Here is a 21,394-nt window from a genome sequence, read left to right as displayed (position 1 = left end):
AACTTTTTCTACAATAAATTAATTTCAATCTAAATATTTTAAATAAAGAAAAAATTCTTAAATATTTAGTATTTATAAAATGTTTAAAGAAAAAATCCCTTAATACATAGTATATGCTGAATATATTTGGCTTAACGGTATTGCTATTAACCATCCATAAGAGTTAGACAAGAACATTGTATTGCCAGCAATTACAGGATTTACTATTCCAAATCTTCCTCCAACATTATACATTGTCAATAGTTGTCCTCCGTGCGGATTGATTACGTAGATGTTTGTTCCAGCTGATACCCATAATAATCCATGATAATATGTTGGACTTCCTCTTGGTCCACCTGGATATGATGGAGGAGTTTGTAAATCAGGTAATTTAGTCTCCCATAGTATACTTCCATTGTTAACTGCAATAGCATTTACAGTGCCTAATGATGGATTGCCATCATATATTACATTACCTACAATTAACGGCATCCCTCCTTTATATGCTGGTGGAATAGGACCCCTTCCTAGATTAGTTGCCCATACTGGTTTACCGTTTGTGGCATTTAATGCAAATGTTACCATATCCACTTCACCATTGCTAAAGTTTGCAATATCGTTATCTATAACTAATCCTGCTTTCTGATCTATTGCTGGAGATACATCGCCTAGACCAGTATTAGCGCCAATAAATGGTTTAGGCATCGTAGCATTCCAGGCTTCTTGTCCTGTTATTCCATTTATTGCTATCAAATATCCATATGGAGGAGCAGTGTAAGTGAATCCAGCAATAAATAATGGCGTTCCGTTAGGTAATACGTAATAATTAACACTAGCCATATTACCCATTAACCCAGGGAATCTATCCATCCATAATGCTTGACCAGTTGTTGCGTTTAATCCTACGAAACATCCTCCTCCAGTAGTGTAAGCTAGAATTCCATCATATATTGCTGGTGCTGGCATTGCTTCACCCATAGTAAATCTCATCCATAGTAATTCTCCATTGCTTGCATTGAACGCATATAATGCTCCGTTTCTAGCCCTTACTATGTCTTGGTATTGGCCTTGCTCATAATGTACGAACTCTGAAAATGTAAAACATACTCCACCTACTGAAACGTATACTATTCCATTATATACTATTGGATTATTCATAGCTTGGCCTGCTAATCCAGTAGCCATCCAAACTACATTACCAGTTAATGGATTTAATGCTACTATACCTCCTGGTAAGCTATCAGTTTCTACGAACAGAAGATTATCAGCTAGTGTAACTCCTAGAGCTTCTCCAGCCATTTGGGTTTCCATAACTAATGCTCCTTTAACGCCCATTTGTTGTGCCCATGGTAATTGCGATGGTGGTGTAGATAGAGGAATTGCATTACCTCCTACATAATCTAAAACTGGAATTTCATAATTTAATCCTTCTTTGATATATGGATTTATAGTATTTACTACTGCTTCATGGTCTTGATTGAAATTCGTAACTGTCCATGCTGAAGGAAATCCTAGATTTTCATTTGTTTGATTTCCAGGATAGTAAGTTACTATAACTTTATATGGAAAATATGTCCCGTTATATTGCGTATAAGTAGTAGTTATAGGATTTAGCATTTGAGCTGAATTTTGATTTAAAGATGATTGATTTGATTCGTATTGATTTACGTTAGCTAATATTCCTTGTTGTATAAAAAATACCATTGAAACTAATAAAATTCCTAGGATTGGAATTGCAATTAAATATTTTTTATCCATAAGTGAAGATTCTTGCTATAATATTTAAGTAATCCGACTTTTTAAGACTTTTATTTAAATAATCTTTAATAAAGTATCTAATAAGAACAGATTTAATCAGGTAATTTGTTTAGATAAATTTATTTTAATGTAATTCTAACTATATTTATGGAATCTGAAGTACTAAACATAGATTTTGATCCATCTACACTCTTAGATTTAGAAAGATCGTACAAACTTCTCTCATTGGAAAATGTAAAGAGATTAGAGTGGGGTTATGAAGGAACAGTAAAAATTTTAAAAAATATAGAATTTACATGCTTTATAAAAAAACAGGATAATAGTTTAAAGATCTTAGAACCGTATGGTAAATTTAAGATAACATTTAAAATTAATAACAATAAGATAGAAATAAATTATGATGGTATATCGTCCTTAAAAAATATTTTAATAAATAAAATCATCATATTGATAGAGAAATATGGAAAATACTTTTCAAAAAGTGTAAAAAGAGAGCTAAAGAATAATATAAATATATTTAAAGATGAAGCAGAAGTTTTAGAGGACATAAGAGGTTTATCATGTCCATTAGCTGAGATTTCACTACTTAAAATCCTAGAAAATATGAAAACTGGAGAAAAAATTGAAGTATTATCTGATTGTGTTGCTTCAACAAAAATTTTCCCAATAATTGCCAAAGAACTAGGATTTATATCGCAAGCATTTAATATGGGAGATTATGTTTCATTCATATTTTTAAAAATAAAAGATCCTAAGCTACCCGACTTTAAAGTATGTCTTAAAAATTATAAAAGAATTGCTTTATCCATTCTAAAATATAATAAAATAGAAAAAATTGAAGAATATAGTAAATTTAGCCAAGAATTATTATATTATGATAAAGATAATATAACTGTAGCATCTCCAGAAGGAAGAGGATGGTTCTTAATATCTTACGGTAATGAAAAACTCAAGGAAATAAGACTAGAGTATGAAGGATTAACGTTTTTTAATGATGCAGCTATTAGCGTCATTGATGGATTAAAAGGTAAATTCAGAGTTTATAGATTAGTATCACTAAATTAAGAATATGTTACACAATTCCAAAAAAAGATAATTTTGATTTTTATAAGTTAATTAAAAAAACCTTGTTAAAGAGTAACAGAAAGAAAAATTATTCTTAGCTCATACTTCCTTTTCTTTCAGTATATCATCTATTATTGTTGTTGGCTTACCATCTCTATGAATTGGCACATAAGATGGTATAATCTCTTTATAACTTTTAGCACTATCAGCTATTCTATCTTCGAAGGAAGGAACTAAATCATTCTGATAAAATATTCCTATAGGTATTTTATCTCCCCATTCCATTGATTTTATAATTGCTTTAGCCATCTTATCCTCTTTTTCTTCTTCTTTCCTTACTACTGGATCCCAATCTGCACCTAACTTGTAAACTCTCTTATCTAAATATTCCTTAGTCATGATATCATTATATGTTGGACATGGTTGCAAGACGTCAATCAAACTTAAACCTTTTCTAGAGAAAGCTATTTTCATTAAATCCTTTAAATGCTTTACATCATAAGCATATCCTCTTGCTACGAAAGTGTAGCCAGCTGATATTGCTAAAGCTATTGGATTAACAGCATCGTTTATATTTGGTTTAGGCAAGGATTTAGTTTTTATTCCCCTCCTAAGTGTAGGAGCTGCCTGGCCTTTAGTTAAACCATATACTTGATTATCATGAATTATTACAGTTAAACTAATGTTTCTTCTTCCAATGCTAACGAAATGTCCTACTCCTATACCTAATTGATCGCCATCACCAGCATTAACAATTACGTGAAGTAAAGGATTAGATAATTTAATTCCTGATGCAAAAGTTAATGCTCTACCGTGGAGAGTATGCACACCTGTTATAGGATATCTAAAGAAATGAGGAGTCTTCCCGGAACATCCTATTCCAGATACTAGTATTACCTTCTTAGTATCTAATCCTAGTTCATTAATAGCCATTTGTTCAGCATTCAAGATTCCGAAATTACCACATCCAGGGCACCAATCATTCCATTCTGGTTTAAACTTAAGCTCCGCCATTTAATATCACCTCCTTCTTTCCTTTTAATGTTTCAAGAATAGCATCCTTTACTTCATCTCTAGCCATAGGTCTACCGTTCCATTTTAGTATATAGTTTGTCACATCTATTCCTGTTTTCTCCTTAAGAACCTGGGCTGCTTGTGCTTCATAATCTCCTTCTATGTCTATTATCACTTCCTTATCTGAGAGAAGTTTCTTCATTAAATTCTTAGGAAATGGATTAAACATTCTGAGTTGAATAACTTGAATCTTAACTTCATTAGATAATTCGTCAACTGCATCTAACACAGCACCTTTAGGAGATCCCCATGTTAATATAGCTATCTTGGAGTCTTCACCAAATACCTTTAGTCTATCTTCTTCTGGTATTTCCTTATCTGCTACTTCCAATTTTTTCATTCTTTTTGCATACATTTTAGTTCTATTTTCCGGATCCTCTGAAATATGCCCGTATGGATTATGTTCATCTCCAGTATAGAACATAAAACCTTGACCTAAAAATGCTCTAGGCGATATTCCGTCTTCAGTAAAACTGAAACGTTCATAATAATTTGATGGCTCTACCAGTTTGCCCCTATCTATTTTAAGTTTTTCAAATTCTAACTCTTCTACATCGAAAATCGAATATGCATTTGCTAGAGCTTTCTCTACTAGATGAATAACAGGAGTTTGATATCTTTCAGCTAAATTAAAGGCTAATAATGCGTCTTGAAATGCCTCTACATGATCTCCAGAAGCTAATACTATTCTAGGAAATTCTCCATGTCCGGCGTTTAGTGCAAATTTTAGATCAGCTTGAGAAGTCCTAGTAGGCTGTCCAGTAGAAGGACCTCCTCTCATATAGTAGGTAATGACTATAGGTGCTTCGTTCATTCCTGCCCATCCAATTCCTTCAGCCATCAGAGAAAATCCTGGCCCAGAAGTTGCTGTAGCAGCTCTGACTCCAGTTAATGAAGCTCCAGAAGCCATGTTAACTGCAGCTAATTCGTCTTCTGCTTGAACTACTACAATGGTTCTTTTTCTCTTATCTCCTGTAGATGGATCTTCATATAAAACTTCTTGATGAGCCTCTATATATGTACTTTCATCGCTAGCTGGAGTTATTGGATAATAACTTTGAAATCCTATTCCTCCATAAATTTTACCCATTGCAACAGCAGTATTACCATCTATTTGTACTCTTCTCTTTTTATTACTTAAAACTTCTAAAGAAAATTCTGGTTTAACCAAGTTTAAGCTTTCGTTGACAGCTATAGAATTCATTTTTACGAAAGTATCTTGTTTAAATGCCTTCTTTAACGCCTCTAATAAGTTCTCTTTAGGTAATCCTAAGAGACCATAAGAAACGGCAATGGCTATAGTATTTTTAGTTCTCTCTACAACAGAAAGAGGAACTTTCATTTCCGTTGCTACCTTTTTAAGTATATCATCATAATCAATTTCTATTAATTTAATATTTCTATCTTTAAGATACTTCAAAACACCTTCTACATTTTTATCATAAGAATCTAAAATCTTTGAAACTCTCTCAACTATTTCTGGTTCCATGCTTTGTACCATGTTCAGCTGAGTTGATTTTACACCTTTATTATATATTACAATTTTATTTACGTCTGTAAAGTGTTGGAATAAGGTTTCAGCGTCAAAAGAAGCTAAAATATCTACTTTATTCGCAATACTTCTAGCTCTTACATCGCTAATAGTTAGGTTAAAATAACTATGTCTTCCTTTTATGTTAGAGTAATATTCTCTATTTCCATATATGTAATAACCAGCTGACGCTATAGCATTACCAAAAATATTAGCAGATGTATCTACACCAGCACCTTGTGCTCCACCTATCATCCATGTAATTCTAATCATAAGTATAATTATGTTCTCCTAATATTTAAAATATATCTAGAAACAAACAAAAGTATATTGTAAAAATTAAAGTATTCTACTTCAAATCTATGATAATACTCTATTTATAATGATAAATTATTACTCTGTAATTAAGATAATCTATAAACTAATATTCAATTTTCTAATCTTATAATGAAGTACTATATATAAGTTACGCGGATAAATTAACAACTTTTCAACAATATAAGCCCAATTAAATTATAATGATGAAATAAAAAGCAAAAATATTTGTTTAATATTTTATAAATTATATAAGATATATTCTGACATGCTTTAAATACAGTAAAAACTATATTAAATTATGCCTCTAGATCCTAAAATCAAGGAAATTCTAGGAAAATTTAACCTTAATTTAAGCATTCCAGTAAACGAGATAAGAAGAATTCACGATTCATTTTTTATTGAAGAAACGAAAGATAAAGAAATAGATACAGAAGATATCGAAATTCCAGTAAAAGATGGAGAGATAACGACTAGAATATATTATCCAAAAGAGAAGAAAAAAGAATATCCATTTCTAGTATATTATCATGGAGGAGGTTTCGTACTAGGAAGTATAGAAACTCACGATAGTATATGTAGCATAATAGCTAAATCAGGAATTGCTGTAGCCTCTGTTGGTTATAGGTTATCTCCGGAATATAAATTTCCAATTCCAGTAAACGATTCTTATGATGCATTAAAATGGTTGTATAATAATGCAGAAAAGTATTCGCTAGATTCCTCTAAATTGGCAGTAGGAGGAGATAGTGCAGGAGGTAACTTAGCTGCAGTGGTTAGTCTTATGTCTAGAGATAATAACGACAACATGATAAAATACCAAGTTTTAATATATCCTGCAGTAAATATGGTAGACATATCTCCTTCAACTTTCGAATATTCTGAAGGATATTTTCTAACTTATCAACTAATGAGATGGTTTGGGTCAATGTACTTTTCAAACCCTAAAGATGGGTTAAATCATTATGCTTCACCTATATTTGCTGATTTGAAAAATTTACCTCCTTCCCTAGTTATAACTGCAGAGTATGATCCATTAAGAGATCAAGGAGAAACTTATTCTCATTTACTAAAAATAAATGGAAACCAATCAACTTCCGTAAGATATAATGGAGTAATACATGGATTCATAAGTTTTCATAAGTATTTAGATGAAGGAAGAACTGCAATAGAGCAAATAGCAGGATATCTAAAGAATAGATTAGAGTAAAAATTAAGACAAATACCATCTCCTTAAAGTCTCTAGATCAACTAATTCTGTATTATCCAATTTTTCGTAATTGGTAAAGCTTTTCGCAAATATAATATATTTATCTACAGAAATCTTTAACTTCTTCAATTTATCTTCCAGATTAGCTAATATCTTGCTGGGATTAACGTCTTCGCTCCATTTGCATTCTCCAGCTATTTTAGTATTACCTAATGCAAGAATATCTATTTCTATATCTTTCCACCATTGACGACCTATCTTCTTAACGCTATACCTGGATTTAACGTACTCTTTAGCAATTTTCTCAAATATAAAACCAAGATACTGATTGTATTCATTTTTATCTATTTCATATTTTCCTTCCTCTATTAAGCTTAAATTCGGATAAATAAATCTAAACCAGAAATTAGTAAAATTATCTAAAATTACATATTTTCCTCTTTTGCTATTAGTTTCAGTAACTGGAATCTCTCTAGATATTAATTCTATTCTCTCTAATTTTTTTAAATAAGAACTTATATCACCGTTAACTTTTACGAAATCCTTTATTTCACCTAGGTTATTTTTACCTAAAGAGATAGCAAACAATATTTCTTTATAAGTTGAAATTTCCTTAAATTCGTACCTTAAAAGAAAATCCATTTCATCTTTTACGAAAGAATCTACTTTCTTCAACTCTTCATTTATCCACTCATAAAATGGTGGTTTAACTTTATTTAAATAGAGTGGAACTCCTCCTGTAAAACCATAAATTTTAACTGCTTCTTCTATATCAAATCCATAATTTTTTAAATTCTTAAAAGTTAATTCCTTTATTTTCATTGACGCTGTCCTTCTCCCATATAGTGGACTTTTATATGATATTACATCTTCCATAACTGAAATTGAAGATCCTACCAGAATTAATTTTGTTTTAGTATTAAGTATATTATCTACAATTTTTTGGAAAGTAGATAATATTGTTTTATCTTCTTCAATCATATATGGGAATTCGTCTATAATTATTATCTTATCTTTTAGAAAGTGAAATAACGCTTCCCAATCTTCTTTGATATATTCTATTTCAGGAAATTTTAATTTACAAACATCCTTAAATTTCTGTAGATTATTTTTTTCTGTAGCTAAATAATATACAGAATTATTTTCCATATCTTGTATCGCTTTCAATATTAATGTTGTTTTCCCTATTCTCCTTCTACCATAAATTACTATGAACTCAAAGTTGGAAGAATTAAGCCTTTTCCTTAAGCTTTCAAGTTCTCTTTCCCTATCTATAAATATCATATTCATAAATATCATATTTTAGAATATGATTTTAAGCCTTATTCACGTCTGTACTTCATTTTAGAAGTCTATTTTATATCTAGAAATAATATACTCTCATGGAAGAAATAGCATCAAGAATAAAGAATGCAGAATTGTATAAAGCATTCTTGAAAGTGAATAGAGAAGATTTCCTTCCTGACTTATTAAAAAAATACGCTTATGATAAAAAATACGTTGATACTCCCTTACAAATAATCCCAGAAATAACTACTACTGCACTTAGTTTAGGGATATACATGTTAGATAATTTAGATTTACATAAGTCACAAAAAGTTTTGGAAATAGGTACTGGAATAGGATATTACACAGCGCTAATGGCTGAAATTGTAGATAAAGTATTTTCATTAGAAATAAACAATGATATGTATAATTATGCTAGAGAAAAGTTAAAAAAATATAATAATGTAGAAGTGATAAAGGCAGATGGAACTTTAGGACTAGAAAAAGAAAAACCGTTTGACAGAATAATAGTTTGGGCAGCATCACCCACAATACCTTGTAAACTTTACGAACAATTAAAAGAAGGAGGAATAATGATAGTACCAATTGGAACAGGCAAGGTACAGTCTCTTTACAAAATTATAAAAATAGATGAAAACAATCCTCAAATCCAAAAACTCACAAATGTAATTTTCATGAAAATGAAAGGAATATATGGATTTTATGAGGATGAAGAAGACGACGATAGAATTGAAAGACTTGAAAAGCAAATAAAAAAATTAATGGAAATGCTTAAAGAAAAAATATAGAAAAATATGTATCTCATATTATCGTGAACTACTCCGCCTTACGACGAAGCATCCCCACCTCACGATGAGGATTTCCTGCTTCTTTAGGGAAACTTGCTATACGTAAGCGTATAGTAGAGGTTTCCCCTCCACAGGCAGTCCATCCCTCATAAGCTAGCTCTTTCAGCCCAGTAGAACCAAATGAATTTTTCGTTTCGTTGATACAAAAACTTTTTCTATAAGGGAGCTATTCATCCCAACTTCTGATGGGGATTTCCGCCCCCTTAACCCCCATTAATGTTAAAACTATTTCCTTAAATTTCAAATGTTTTACCGACACCGAAATCTACAAACTTATCTTTAGTAACAACACTCTTTGCTAGATTTCCGCTACAGTGAGAAGGACCTATTTTACTGCTTTCAGAAGAAATTTCGTTGATTACTTCATTAACTTGCTGTGGGTTAGATGAAAGAAGATGGAATCCACCTAGGACTGCGTATATTTTCTCTTTGGTTACCTCTTTAGCATAATTTACTATATTTAAAACATTAGAATGACCACACCCAGTCAATACCACTACTCCTTTACTTGTATTCATAAATAATGCAATATCGTCATATAGATGATCGCTTTCAATACCATCTTCCTCTCCCTTAAACAATCCAGAATTTAATTCTGGATGACCATATCTCTTTATCTCTCCACTAAAAATTAATCCTTTAGCGAACTCTAAAGGTTTTTTAGTTAATATTACTTGAAAATTACGTTCTAATTCTTCTCTAGATAATGGCAATCCTATATATTGAAGCTTATTATTCCAGTTAAGGAATTTCTTCTCAAAAATTCCAGGATGTGCAATCAGCGTTTTACCTTTCAAAAGAGAAAGTAATTTCTCATTTCCTAATCCTCCAGTGTGATCAGAATGCCCATGACTTAAAATTATATAATCTATGCTTTTCAAATCTATGTTAAGTTTTTCAGAATTATAAAGAACTGGAAAACCTGAATTTCCTACATCAAATAGTATTTTTACGTCATCTGCTTCTATTAATGCAGAAAATCCCCATTCACCTATTAATGGAGGAATAATTGTACTTGTAAAATTATCACTTAATACAGTAATTTTTAAACTTCCTATTTGATCCATACTATATATTAGATAAAATGGTTAATAAAATTTTCATATTTTTTCTATTTTTACTTAAAAATCTTCCTAAATCGTTAACTATTTTTATTTAACAAATTTAGCATTCATTTATTGAATGAAGATAGAAAAGAGAGTATTTCGTTTTTGATAATCTCTAAGAGTACAGTAGCTGTAAATTATATTCAAGTTATAAAGAAACTGGATCTGTCGAATTTCCTTAATACATATAAAGAGACTTGAGTGAAATTTTTCTTAAATTTTACTTAATAGATTATACCTGCTTTTGGTATTATTTACGTTATATTTTTATTCAAATATTAAAATATTAGTTACAGTTTTCTCTCTCGCTATTTATTTCCCTCAAAATGAAAACTAATATCATGGGAAGAACTCAACCATCTTATACTAGAGCAGTCGACCAAGAGTTAGAAACTTTAAGAAAGATTGCCTTACATTTCCATTCTAACGACCTTGAAAAATTGATAGAAAAAAGTAAAGAGAAAGTAAGATATCTACAGAGCGCGTCATATGATGAATTCTTTGATCCTTACAATTTAGTTATTCTTTCTATGCTTATTACATTTGAGGAGGAATTGGAAAAATGGAAGAATACTTGCTTGACGCTGTCCCAATCAAAGGAGGGATAAGATTACTTTTTAATAATTTCAGAGAAAAAATAGTAAAAACAACTTTTCCCGTTTACGTAATAACTGACAATCCAGATGTAGTATTACAGCATCCTGAAGTGAGGTACTACGAAAAAGAAGTATGGAAAACCATAGAAGGAAAAGAGGTTCCACTTTATCGATTTGAAGTTGAAAGCTTTAGCGCATACTACTATTTAAGGAAAAGATTGAAAGTTGTAAATGAACTACCTACAGTTTTATCTCAGACAATAGACAGGCTAGGATTAATACCGTGTTCTTTTTCAGATAAGGAATTTCCTGAAATTAATTTGGTAACTATTAGATTTTTACGATGGTATAATGGGGCTGAAAATATTTTTGAAGTAGAGATTAATGGGAAAAAGAAAAAAGATATACTCTACTATAATGATCTTGCTTCGATTGAGGCTGATATTGTAGAATGCTACGGTTTTCCTTGTAATGTAAAGGCTCAAGTAAAAATTCAAGGAGAAAGAAAACGTTCTCCAGTTTCTATTAAGGGTTTAGTAGAGTGGTCTTATGTTACTAGAACGCCTATTCATGAAATAGCTTATGCTAGTATAGGAAAAGCTTTAACTACTAACGAAGCCTGGATTGCGTTTAAGAGAAAAATTATTGTTCCTAACGTTGTTCCTAGAGTAGAAAAACTGAGGAAAATGGAAGACATAGAAATAGCAGATAAGGGCGGATTGGTTATTTTTCCTAAATTAGGATGTTTCGATAGTGTTTATCAAATCGATTTTAAATCTATGTATCCTTCTTTAATAATTAAATACAATATTTCAGCCGAAACTATAGACGTTTGTGACGATATAAAAACTGAATTACATTCTATTTGCCTAAAGGAAAAAGGAATAGTACCAGAAGCACTCGAATGGTTAGTAAGAAGAAAGGAAGAACTAAAAAAGATTGATGAAGAAAGATCAAATGCCATAAAATGGATATTAGTTGCGTCTTTCGGTTACTTAGGTTATAGAAACTCTCGCTTCGGTAAAATCGAAGCTTATGAAATGGTAACTTATTTCTCAAGAAAAACTTTGAGGAAAAGTATTGAAATAGCCGAAAGCTTAGGTTTTGATGTACTTCATGGAATTATAGACTCGTTAATTGTTAAGGGAGGTAATATAGAAGGATTAATCGACAAAATAGAAGATGAGACTGGCCTTAAATTGGATTATAAGGAATTGCAATGGGTAATTTTTACGTCCACTAAGAATGAAACTCCTTATCCTATGAGATATATTGCTAAAACAAATGAAGAAATTATTGCTAAAGGTTTCATAAGAAGGAATATGCCAAACATAATTAAAGATTTTCTAAATGATATTCTATTAATATTGAGAGATGCTAAAAATTGTGATGAAGTAAGGAATTCTAAAAGAAAAATTAAAGAATTATATTCTGCTTATAACAAAAGAATACTTAACGGAGAACCAAAAGATTATGTTATCTTTATCAAGGGTATACCTTATGTTAGAGGTATTAAAGGATTTTACGATGCTAGGCATGGTTACTACGGAAAGGACGTATTCTACTATAAGGAGTACTTGAACAGAGAATTTGAAGATGTCATGGAGATGATACAATGCTAACGACTGGTTTTGCTTCTATCGATAAAATAATTTCAAAAGACGAAATAGTGGAATTTTATTCTTCTTCTAATGTGTTAATACCATTTTATCATAGAGTTATAGCTCTCTCTGCTCCAGTATTTGTAGTTATAGTTTCTGAAAGAGGTGGGCTCGATCCATATTTAATAAAGAGATTCCAACACGTTTTTAGTACTCATGGAGAAGTTTATTTAAGAAGAGCATTTAAGCCTGAAGATGTTCCTCCCACTATAGAAAGTATGAATGGACATGATTTAATTATTATTGATCCCTATCATCATAGAAAAAATTACAATGAAATTATATCATCAATAAGGAAATTAAAAATAGGAACTAAAAAGTTTATTTTTAGTTTTATGGATAGAGAAAAGGAAGGTTCTATATTTGGTTTGCATTCTACCCATAGTTTAATAAAAATTGAAAGAGAAAAAGGAGGATTTCGATTTATAATAAAAAAGAGTATTACAACTAAAGAAATGGAAATTCCTAGCAGTATATGGAATCTTTACGGAAAGATTGAGGAAAGCGAAGGTTTGGTTAAATGGTTATAATAGGAGAAATTTACAAAAAAGGGAAAAAGAGAAATAGTTACTGAATAAACTAAGCTAAATTAAAATGGAATTAGTTAGATATGAAACATTTTTATCTTAAACTACTCTTTACTTTCTCATGAAATTTGTTTTCGCATTGAGTTGGACTGCAACATTTATTCAGCTAATGCTAAGGCTAAGTTGGGGAGTTATTGCTGTAGTTTTCTCTTATCTTTTACATTTAAATTCAGTAGAAATAGGAGCAGTTTTATCTTTGTTTTACGTTGGTTACATTTCTAGTTCTATATTCTGGGGAATTTATATAGATTATTTAGGTCCTAAAAAAATAATATTTATTTCTGCATTATTATCTGGGCTAACACTAATATCTGTTTTATTTATTACTAACGTTATACAATTATATGTTATTTATCTCTTAGAAGGAGTATTTACTGCTGGACTTTTTCCTTCTTCAATTAAAATAGTATCTTCTATAGGAAATCAAGTGACTAGTTATATTGCTTTGTTAGAAAGTGCTGCACCTATTGTTCTTTTAATTTTAGCCATAATTTCGTCCTTGATTTTAACTTTTTGGACTTATTTTTACATTGCTGTTATTATAATTTTGCTCTCAACTTCTTTTCTATCGCTTAACTTAAAAATTAATCATACTCCTAACAAAGGATTTAGAAAAATTATATTAAATAAAAAAATGATAAAAGCTTCAATAATTAGAGCAGGAGAACTTTGGGGAACTTGGGGGACTTCTTCTTGGCTTTTTCCTTTCTTAGTTCTATACGATGGAATAGGCAAAATTGATGCAGAAATACTGTTTTTCTTTTATGCTTTAGGACAATTTATTTCTATTATATTAGCTAGTAAAAGTAAAAATGAATCTTATGCGGTAAAAATTTCGCTAATACTTTTTATTATTTCTGCAGTTATTGTAGCATTTTCCAAAACGTTATACCTTCTTATCCCTATATCTGTAATCCTAGGAATATCATCTTTTCTCTATAGGCCTACAACAGATTCTTTAATAGTAAAGTTAATGGGAAATGAAAATGCTGGTAAATCAATGGGTTTTGCTAATGCTGTATCTCAGATAGGTTCATTATTAGCTCCCCTATTTGTAGGGGGTTTAATCTACTTAGGTTTTCCATCACTTGCAATTATAGGATTAGCTTTAGGTCCAATTATATCTTTAATATTAATTAATATGATGTAATCTCATCTCTAATTAGACCCAATAGACTAAAATATTAAGAGGTTTTGGTCTCATTAGATTTCATTATTCCGCATTATTCTTACTCTTTGGAGTTTAACTGAACTTACGAAAACCACTAATCCTTCTCACTCTGACCCCAGAGAGGCGAGGTTTGTTTATTCTATTATAGGACATGAGTTACTTTAATTTATTAAATTATTAGAATTACTTGAATAAAAGATAAAAAAATTCCCTTATAAATTATAAAAATGAATTCTATTTAATTATCAATACAGGCTTTTTTACTCTTTCAGATACTGCAGAACTAACGCTACCAAATATTAACTTTTTAAATCCTTTATATCCTCTATTTCCAAGTATAACTATATCTACATCTTCCATCTCAGCAAATTTTGAGATTACTTCTGCTGGAGGTCCTCTTGCAGCTTTATATTCTATAGGGACTCCGTGTTCTGATGATAATCTTTTCATTTCTTCCGTATGCAATGCAATTTTCTCTCTGGTTTTTACATGGTCTTCTTTTGAATATCCTTCTATTACGTAGTCTGATGGAGATTCTATCGCCTCTACTACCACCACTTTTGCCGAATGCATTTTAGCTAAATTTAGAGCATGCTGTAAAGCTTTTGTTGAATGAGGACTGCCATCGTAACCAACTAATATTTTTTTGTACAAATGTGTTCACTGTTATAGATTTCGATTCATAAGATTTAAACTTTTCTATTATTTTACTTAAAGCGATATTTTTAACTCTTAATAGATTAATTAGCCATTTTGTTCTACTTTTATGTAAGAATAGTTGAAAAATTTTGATTAAAAGATTTAAATGTAGTTACAATATTTTAACGCAATCGTTGACTACAAAGAGAGAGCTCATTGAAAAATTCCTATTATTCCTCGTAAACAATAGAAAGTTTATATTTATTCTTTCTAATTTTACGCATATAATGTTATATTACAAAATAGATAGAAAACTTCACTAACAATACTTCATAAAATCTCTTTGAATGAAGATTATAAAAATATATCTTATTTTAATAAATTTATTTTGTATTTCACTTGCAGAAAGAATAAGAAAAACCTAAAATCATATCTTCAACAATACGCTCGCATAAATGTTTTCCTCTTTGTAGCTTAATTTCTTTCTTGAATTTAATTTATATTTTTCATCATTAAATAAAGTTCTAATAGTATTTTTCATGAATTTAGGAGGATCTAGATAAGTTTTTCTACTCTTTTTTGTAGAAATGCGTGAACTACCCCGCCATTATGACGAAGCATCCCCACCTCGCGATGAGGATTTCCTGCTTCTCAGGGGAAACTTACTATACAACACCTCATGAAAGGTGACGTACAGCAGAGGTTCCCCCTCCACAGGCAGAAAGGCAGTCCCAACCCCATCCCTCAAAACATTCAAAGAAGCATTATAATCACGGTCTATTACAAGATCACAATTAGGACAATGAAATACCCTATCAGATAAACTAAGTTTCACTTTATACCCACACCTAGAACACGTTTGTGACGTATACTCTGGATCTACCTCCACCACCTTCCTACCAGCTCTTACAGCCTTGTAGAAAAGTTGGTGGAGAAAAGACGAAAACTTAGAATAAAGAATATGCTTCCTCAACCTACCAAAAGAATCTAACACCATCCTTTGCGTATTTAACTCCTCAACAACTATCACATCATAATTTTTCACTAACCACGTTGTTACCTTGTGAATATAATCAGCAAGAGTATTCTCAAGCCTTTCATAAGCCTTAGCAAGCTTCAGCCTAGCCTTTTCGCGATTCCTTGAACCCCTCTTCCTTCTCGATAACCTCCTCTGCAACAATCTAATCCTTTCCTCCCTCTTATCTAACAGTTTAGAATTCTCAATTACAACACCATCACTAGTTGTAACAAATTTCTCTACGCCCAAATCAACACCAACTACTTTGCCAGTCTTCTCGAGCGGTTGTTTTTCTTGCTCAACTTGAAATATTGCATACCACTTATCTGTTTTACTTCTCTTTATGATGACTCCTTTTATTTCTCCGCGTATTGGCCTATGCAAGAGGACTTTAATTTCTCCTATTTTTGACAGATAGAGTGTATCTCCTGTTAGTTTGAATCCTGATTGATTGTACCAGATTATTTTGAATATCTTTTTATGTCTTAGTTTTCCTACTTTCTTTCCATTCTTCTTCAATTTTGATAAAGAGTTAATGTTGTACCAGAGTATGTTGTTTATCATTTGTAAAGCTTTTGAGTATACCTCATGTTTTTCTTTCATGTTCTTGAGTAATTTTTGTGTGTCTAGTTGTGTAACTTTTATTCCTTGTTTTTTCTTTTCTGTTATGTAATCCAATAACGAGTTGTATACTTTTACTTCTGTTTCCATCGTCTTGGCGAGTTTTTGTTCTACCTCAAGTGTTGAATATATTCTGTACTTATAAGATAAGGTTATCGTATTCTTATTCTTTTCCTTGGTTTTGAACATATTGTTTTAGCACCTAGAGTGTTACTTGTCCAGCTAGGAAGTATGAGGATGCCCATAAGTGTACTTTTCAGAGTTTTACTTTCAGAAAGTTTTTCTGTATTTCTCTTGATGTTATTGTTTTTATTGTGTTTATGTATCTTAGTATGTTTAGTGTTGGTTTTGCTTTGAATACCCTATGGAAGTGGTCTTTATGTATACTGATTTCAGTAACGTCAACTTCAAATGATTCAGTAATTTCGTATGTTAGTTTCTTTAGGAAGTCTATTGTTTTATCGTTGTCAAATGTTTTTTCCATGTTTTACTACTTGTATTTATAGTAGAGTGAGTAGACTGAATGTGAATCTCCTAGAGTTTGTAACGCATATTTCATAAAATTTTTAATAACTATAAATAAAAACTTTCTATAAGGGCTATTCATCCCTAACCTTACGAATGGGACTTCCGCCCCCTTAACCCCAGTAATGCTTAAAACTAACAGGGTGTTAGTTATATAACAGAGTGTTAGTATTTACTTTGATTTTAGACCTAAGGAAACAAGAAATGACCTTTTTGATAGAGAAGAAGAACTAAAAGAATTACATTCGTCCTTATCATTTCCAATAATCCTACTTACTGGAATTAGAAGAATTGGGAAAACCTCAGTGCTTAAAGTTTTCCTCAATGAGCTTAACGAACCTTATGCTTTAATTGACGTCAGATCACCATTGAACTCCTACGAAGCTTTATACTCAACTTTCTCAGCTGTTTTATCCCAAATTAATAGAAAGGGAAAGATTTCAGAGGTTCTAAAACACTATTCTGGTATATCGCTAGTTGGACTAAACATTTCTCTTTCATGGAATAAAGACAAATCATCATTACAGCAAGTCTTTGATAAAATTGACGAGAGTGGAAAAGTAGTTATAGCATTTGATGAAGCTCAAAATCTAAGAGGAAAGTTAGGAAGTGAATTTCTTTCTCTTTTATCACATTGTTACGACTATTGTAAAAACGTAACTTTCATTCTTACAGGATCAGAAATTGGGCTTCTTTACGACTTTTTAAAAATTGATGATCCTTCTTCATCCTTATTCGGAAGGCACGTTAAGGAAATTAGATTAGAAAGATTTGACGATAAGAAGTCCAAGGAGTTCCTTGAGAAGGGATTTTCGCAAATAAACCTTTCTCCTCCAGATGAAATAATAGATTATGCTGTTGAAAATTTAGACGGAATGGTTGGATGGTTGACCGAGTTTGGATATATGTGCTATGAGAAAAGAGAAGCAAATAAAGAGTTCGTAGACGAGATTCTTAAACTAGCGCAAAAAATGATAAGCGAAGAACTAAGCCATTTTTCTAAGGAATACATTACTGTTATTGAGGCGATAGCTAAGGGTTTATCTAAATGGAATGAAATAAAAGATTACATGGAAAAGAAAAGGAAAAGAGTAATTTATGATGCTGAAATAGGAAGATATTTAGAAAATCTTCAAAAAAGAGGATATGTTGTTAAGACAGGAAAGGGTAATTACGAAATAGTAGATCCAGTAATTAAGAAAGCTTTTGCGTAGAGTATTTAGATTTTTTCTAATAATCATTCAAAAATAGTTTATTAAAAATTATAAGATGTCTTAGAGAAAAATTTAGTCTACCAAAAATAAAATGGACAAAGACGAAGTGATACTTAACTGACCAGTTAAGTATCTAAAGAATTTTTGTATATTTATTTTCCTTAGTATTCGAAAATTCTGATTTTGTTTATTCTATCTCAGAGTAATAATAAAAATATTATTATCGAGATTATAGTTTTAGAATATTATAAAGAATTTAGTGTAAAGATAAAGGGGAATTATATACCTTTCACAAATAGTAGTTTGTTATATGCTACAAATTATCTCGATTGAAGTTTGTCACATATGACAAACTTAAAAATTTGTGTTATCTTATATAATTTTTGGAAGATATAAGGTAAGAGACGAGAAGAAACTCAGAATACTATCAAAATTTTATATTTCGGCTACTGCATCAAGGATTACGTATAATAGCATTTCACGTTTTCTAAAGATTCCAGTTAAAACAGTTGAAAGATATTCTAACTATCTAGAAAAAGTATATTTACTATTCTTTTTGAATAATTTTCCTTCTCAGTAAAGGCAGTTGAAAATTCTCCAAGAAAAGTTTACGTTACTGATAATGGTTTTATTAGATTATTTAATAATAAAATTTTAATAGAAAGAATATTTGAAACTTTAATAGCACAACACGTCTATAGGTTTGCTTTTAGAAATAAGTTAGAATTATATTATTGGTACGATAATGACGAAGTAGATTTAATTCTAGCAAAAGATGAAAGAATACAGCCTATTCAGATTTCATACGAAATAACTGACGAAAAAACTTGGCAAAGAGAAATAGCTGGAATAGAAAAATTAAAGAAAAAAACTAATAACGTGACAAATCCTCTCTTGGTGGTATATAGAGGAGAAGAAAAAGAAATCAATGGAATAAATATAGTTCCAGCTAAAAAATTCCTACTCCATATAGAAGACTATTTATCGTCATAAATTTATGAAAAACTAATCAATATTTTTATTCAAATCATCACAAGTTTCTTTTATTAAATCTTTCCACTCATCTGAATTTAATAAAGATTCGCAGAATGAAATAATATTTAGTATCTCTTGCTTATCTAAGATATCAATAAGCTGAGGTAAGGTAGAATACCAAGAAAGTCCTCTTATAGTCTCATCTTCATCCTTAAGTAAATCATAAAAGCATTTAGCTTTTTCAATAACGTCATTCTTATCTAATATTCCTTGATTAAGCATTTCAGAAACATAGTTCCATACTCTGTATCTAGATCCTTTGTCTTCATAACACATGAGATCTTTTATTATTTCTTTATTTATTTTGCTTGATTTTATCATTTCTTGAATATTATTCCAGGCTTCATGTTTTTCGTCCTTGTTTTTGCTAGATAATTTGCTTATTAATTCTTGCAATCTTCCTTCTTCATCATACATAACTTTTAATCTTAATTTATTACAAAAAAATTTTCTTATGAGATTATGAGCATTATCAAATCTGCTGACGCGATAACTTAAGAGGTCTAGTTATCCACTCTTTTAATTTCTATGTTTTCAAGTTCGTAAGTCTTTAAAACATGTTGCATTACGTCTCCATTTATTTCATATCTACCAGAAACAACTTTAGTTACAGTATTTTCTTTCATCATATAACTTTCTATTGTTGCAATCTTTTTGTTACCTTCTCTAACAATATCCTTAATAATATTCAATACTACCACTTGGCCGTTCTTTGTCTGAGTAGAGATAACATGGTATTCCTCATTATCCTTTTTTATTATCACTTCATATCCATCATGCCCATTTTTAGTCTTCACATATGCAAACGAGTAATCGCCAGCTTTAATACTATCCATCATTTCGAAATCAACTTTTTGTCCTTTACCCAATCTATCCTTAAACTCTTGGCGTTTTTTTACTACATCTTCAATATCGATTTTCTTTGTAAGATCTATGAATTCCATACTTTTAATCCCTTTTTCAAAGTTATAAAGCCAATATAAAAAATTTTCTATGTTAAAGTAAAGAGAATGATTTTAGAGACATAATAGAGGAGCTTAAGGTCTTAGATTACTAACGCAATGTTATAGAGATAAAATGTAGTTTACAGTTATTGACTATTCTCTAATATAGAGATAAATCAAAAAATTATAAATCTTATTACTGTTATTATAATTCTATCTCGTATAAAGGATAAATTTCCTTTTTTATTTATATATAATCTGAAATTCTAACTTCATTTTCAGCTTTTCCTTCTTTTATGTAGTTAGCTAGATTCCTACATGCCCTTATCATAGCATTTTCTAGAACTTCTTTACTTGCATAACCACCGGCCGTATGTAGGCTTCCAGCAAAATTTTCCATTTTCCAAAGAGGAGATTCGAAATTCTCTTTTTGATTCCTCCAAAATACATCGGTACCAAATCTAATATCTGGCCTTTCCTTTAGTATTCTTATTATATCCTCTTCTACTATAGTCTCTGCTCTTCCAACATTTACTAAAATTGATTTTTCTTTCATTTTTGCTAATCTTTCATAATTTAAAATGCCCCTAGTTTCCTTATTTAATGGGAGGGAGTCAACTATTACATCTCCATATGAAATTACCCTATCAATTTCACTAATACTATATTTTTCATCAAAAACATCTTGCTTGAAAGATCTAGAAACACCCACAGTTTTCATCATAAATCCGTTCTTAGCTATTCTTGCAACTTCAGAACCTATTCCTCCTGCACCTAAAATTACGATAGTTTTTCCTGTAAGCTGATAACTTTCAATCCTCTTCATTTCCTTATTTATTCCTTTAGCTAAAGTCAAAATTAAAGAAAAAGCGTGCTCAGCAACTGGCAATGAATATGCTCCTGCATTCGAAAATAATTTAACACCTGGAGGAAGTAGATGAAATGGAAAATCATCAACACCTGCAGAGAAAGTCTGTATCACTTTAAGATTAGGCATTCTTTGGATATACTGTCCTGCCTTAAATGGCCATGTTAGTAAACCTTCTGCATCTTTCAGATCATCTTCTATATTTTCGTCGTTTACGTTAAGAATCTCCTTTGCTTTTTCAGGTAATTTTTCAGTTGAAACTACTTTCATAAGAATAGTATTTCTTATTACCTTAAATTATTTGCCTAATAAACCTAAAATTGGACAAAAAATCATAAGCAA

At 30.6% G+C, this 21,394-nt stretch carries 20 protein-coding genes and 1 pseudogene; 10 read left to right on the top strand and 11 right to left on the bottom strand.

The genetic code is table 11. The features are described from left to right. Positions 1–99 precede the first annotated feature (99 nt). A complete protein-coding gene (locus B6F84_RS03900) occupies positions 100–1,737 on the bottom strand; it encodes an outer membrane protein assembly factor BamB family protein (protein WP_236749051.1) in 1,638 nt (545 codons plus the stop codon). A 147-nt stretch (positions 1,738–1,884) separates the two neighbouring features. Between B6F84_RS03900 and B6F84_RS03895 the strand changes: the two genes are divergently transcribed. Beyond that, positions 1,885–2,802: a sulfurtransferase TusA family protein gene (locus tag B6F84_RS03895; protein WP_148691017.1), complete on the top strand. Its 918-nt coding sequence runs from the start codon at positions 1,885–1,887 to the stop codon at positions 2,800–2,802. Between the two features lie 99 nt (positions 2,803–2,901). Here the strand turns inward: B6F84_RS03895 and B6F84_RS03890 are convergent, their stop codons facing one another. Both B6F84_RS03890 and B6F84_RS03885 read right to left on the bottom strand, forming a co-directional pair. Further along, the gene (locus B6F84_RS03890) at positions 2,902–3,816 is read right to left on the bottom strand and encodes a 2-oxoacid:ferredoxin oxidoreductase subunit beta (RefSeq protein ID WP_148691016.1); all 915 of its coding nucleotides are present in this window, start codon (positions 3,814–3,816) and stop codon (positions 2,902–2,904) included. Further along, positions 3,803–5,677, bottom strand: coding sequence for a 2-oxoacid:ferredoxin oxidoreductase subunit alpha (locus tag B6F84_RS03885; protein ID WP_148692829.1), 1,875 nt, complete (start codon positions 5,675–5,677; stop codon positions 3,803–3,805). The genes B6F84_RS03890 and B6F84_RS03885 overlap by 14 nt, the downstream gene beginning before the upstream one ends. A 346-nt stretch (positions 5,678–6,023) precedes the next feature. Here B6F84_RS03885 and B6F84_RS03880 point away from each other — a divergent pair, with 346 nt between their 5' ends. Then, entirely contained in the window at positions 6,024–6,932 is a 909-nt protein-coding gene (locus tag B6F84_RS03880; protein WP_148691015.1) for an alpha/beta hydrolase, read from the top strand. Between the two features lie 3 nt (positions 6,933–6,935). Here B6F84_RS03880 and B6F84_RS03875 read toward each other — a convergent pair whose 3' ends face one another. Further along, on the bottom strand, positions 6,936–8,231 hold the full coding sequence (locus tag B6F84_RS03875; protein WP_148691014.1) for an ATP-binding protein: 1,296 nt from the start codon (positions 8,229–8,231) through the stop codon (positions 6,936–6,938). A gap of 83 nt (positions 8,232–8,314) precedes the next feature. Here B6F84_RS03875 and B6F84_RS03870 point away from each other — a divergent pair, with 83 nt between their 5' ends. Next, a complete protein-coding gene (locus B6F84_RS03870) occupies positions 8,315–9,007 on the top strand; it encodes a protein-L-isoaspartate O-methyltransferase family protein (RefSeq protein ID WP_148691013.1) in 693 nt (230 codons plus the stop codon). Between the two features lie 293 nt (positions 9,008–9,300). Here B6F84_RS03870 and B6F84_RS03865 read toward each other — a convergent pair whose 3' ends face one another. Continuing rightward, complete coding sequence (locus B6F84_RS03865) at positions 9,301–10,134, bottom strand: MBL fold metallo-hydrolase (RefSeq protein WP_148691012.1); 834 nt, start codon at positions 10,132–10,134, stop codon at positions 9,301–9,303. Positions 10,135–10,499: 365 nt separating this feature from the next. Here B6F84_RS03865 and B6F84_RS03860 point away from each other — a divergent pair, with 365 nt between their 5' ends. From B6F84_RS03860 to B6F84_RS03845, 4 genes are all read left to right on the top strand, one after another. Beyond that, positions 10,500–10,781, top strand: a complete 282-nt coding sequence (locus B6F84_RS03860) for a DNA polymerase II (protein ID WP_236749050.1) — start codon at positions 10,500–10,502, stop codon at positions 10,779–10,781. Beyond that, complete coding sequence (locus tag B6F84_RS03855) at positions 10,727–12,391, top strand: DNA polymerase domain-containing protein (protein ID WP_148691011.1); 1,665 nt, start codon at positions 10,727–10,729, stop codon at positions 12,389–12,391. Before B6F84_RS03860 ends, B6F84_RS03855 begins: the two co-directional genes overlap by 55 nt. Then, a complete protein-coding gene (locus tag B6F84_RS03850) occupies positions 12,385–12,960 on the top strand; it encodes a hypothetical protein (protein WP_148691010.1) in 576 nt (191 codons plus the stop codon). The genes B6F84_RS03855 and B6F84_RS03850 overlap by 7 nt, the downstream gene beginning before the upstream one ends. Before the next feature lie 118 nt (positions 12,961–13,078). Next, positions 13,079–14,167 carry an MFS transporter gene (locus B6F84_RS03845; RefSeq protein WP_148691009.1) on the top strand — a complete coding sequence of 363 codons (1,089 nt, stop codon included), beginning with the start codon at positions 13,079–13,081 and terminating at the stop codon, positions 14,165–14,167. 255 nt (positions 14,168–14,422) lie between these two features. Here B6F84_RS03845 and B6F84_RS03840 read toward each other — a convergent pair whose 3' ends face one another. From B6F84_RS03840 to B6F84_RS14050, 3 genes are all read right to left on the bottom strand, one after another. Continuing rightward, positions 14,423–14,842, bottom strand: coding sequence for a universal stress protein (locus tag B6F84_RS03840; protein WP_148691008.1), 420 nt, complete (start codon positions 14,840–14,842; stop codon positions 14,423–14,425). A gap of 592 nt (positions 14,843–15,434) precedes the next feature. After that, complete coding sequence (locus tag B6F84_RS03835) at positions 15,435–16,655, bottom strand: RNA-guided endonuclease InsQ/TnpB family protein (RefSeq protein ID WP_148691007.1); 1,221 nt, start codon at positions 16,653–16,655, stop codon at positions 15,435–15,437. Between the two features lie 67 nt (positions 16,656–16,722). Continuing rightward, positions 16,723–16,950, bottom strand: a complete 228-nt coding sequence (locus B6F84_RS14050) for a transposase (protein ID WP_236749048.1) — start codon at positions 16,948–16,950, stop codon at positions 16,723–16,725. Between the two features lie 211 nt (positions 16,951–17,161). On the opposite strand from B6F84_RS14050, the gene B6F84_RS03825 reads away from it, so the two are divergent. The 3 genes and pseudogenes from B6F84_RS03825 to B6F84_RS14260 form a co-directional block, all read left to right on the top strand. Next, the gene (locus B6F84_RS03825) at positions 17,162–18,205 is read left to right on the top strand and encodes an AAA family ATPase (RefSeq protein ID WP_148691006.1); all 1,044 of its coding nucleotides are present in this window, start codon (positions 17,162–17,164) and stop codon (positions 18,203–18,205) included. Between the two features lie 364 nt (positions 18,206–18,569). Further along, entirely contained in the window at positions 18,570–18,785 is a 216-nt protein-coding gene (locus B6F84_RS13815) for a DUF4143 domain-containing protein (RefSeq protein WP_187152745.1), read from the top strand. A 20-nt stretch (positions 18,786–18,805) separates the two neighbouring features. Next, positions 18,806–19,000: pseudogene (locus tag B6F84_RS14260) on the top strand (DUF4143 domain-containing protein); the annotation flags it as partial. A 210-nt stretch (positions 19,001–19,210) separates the two neighbouring features. Here B6F84_RS14260 and B6F84_RS03815 read toward each other — a convergent pair. The 3 genes from B6F84_RS03815 to B6F84_RS03805 all read right to left on the bottom strand — a co-directional run bounded on the left by B6F84_RS03815 (position 19,211) and on the right by B6F84_RS03805 (position 21,322). Continuing rightward, the gene (locus B6F84_RS03815) at positions 19,211–19,657 is read right to left on the bottom strand and encodes a hypothetical protein (protein ID WP_148691005.1); all 447 of its coding nucleotides are present in this window, start codon (positions 19,655–19,657) and stop codon (positions 19,211–19,213) included. Between the two features lie 86 nt (positions 19,658–19,743). After that, entirely contained in the window at positions 19,744–20,184 is a 441-nt protein-coding gene (locus tag B6F84_RS03810) for a hypothetical protein (protein ID WP_148691004.1), read from the bottom strand. Between the two features lie 247 nt (positions 20,185–20,431). After that, a complete protein-coding gene (locus B6F84_RS03805) occupies positions 20,432–21,322 on the bottom strand; it encodes a 2-hydroxyacid dehydrogenase (protein WP_148691003.1) in 891 nt (296 codons plus the stop codon). Positions 21,323–21,394 lie beyond the last annotated feature (72 nt).

Origin of the sequence: Acidianus manzaensis (assembly GCF_002116695.1) — an archaeon.
Taxonomy (GTDB): domain Archaea; phylum Thermoproteota; class Thermoprotei_A; order Sulfolobales; family Sulfolobaceae; genus Acidianus; species Acidianus manzaensis.
Note: the sequence above shows the minus strand (reverse complement) of the source record. Positions and strands in the feature narration are given on the sequence as shown.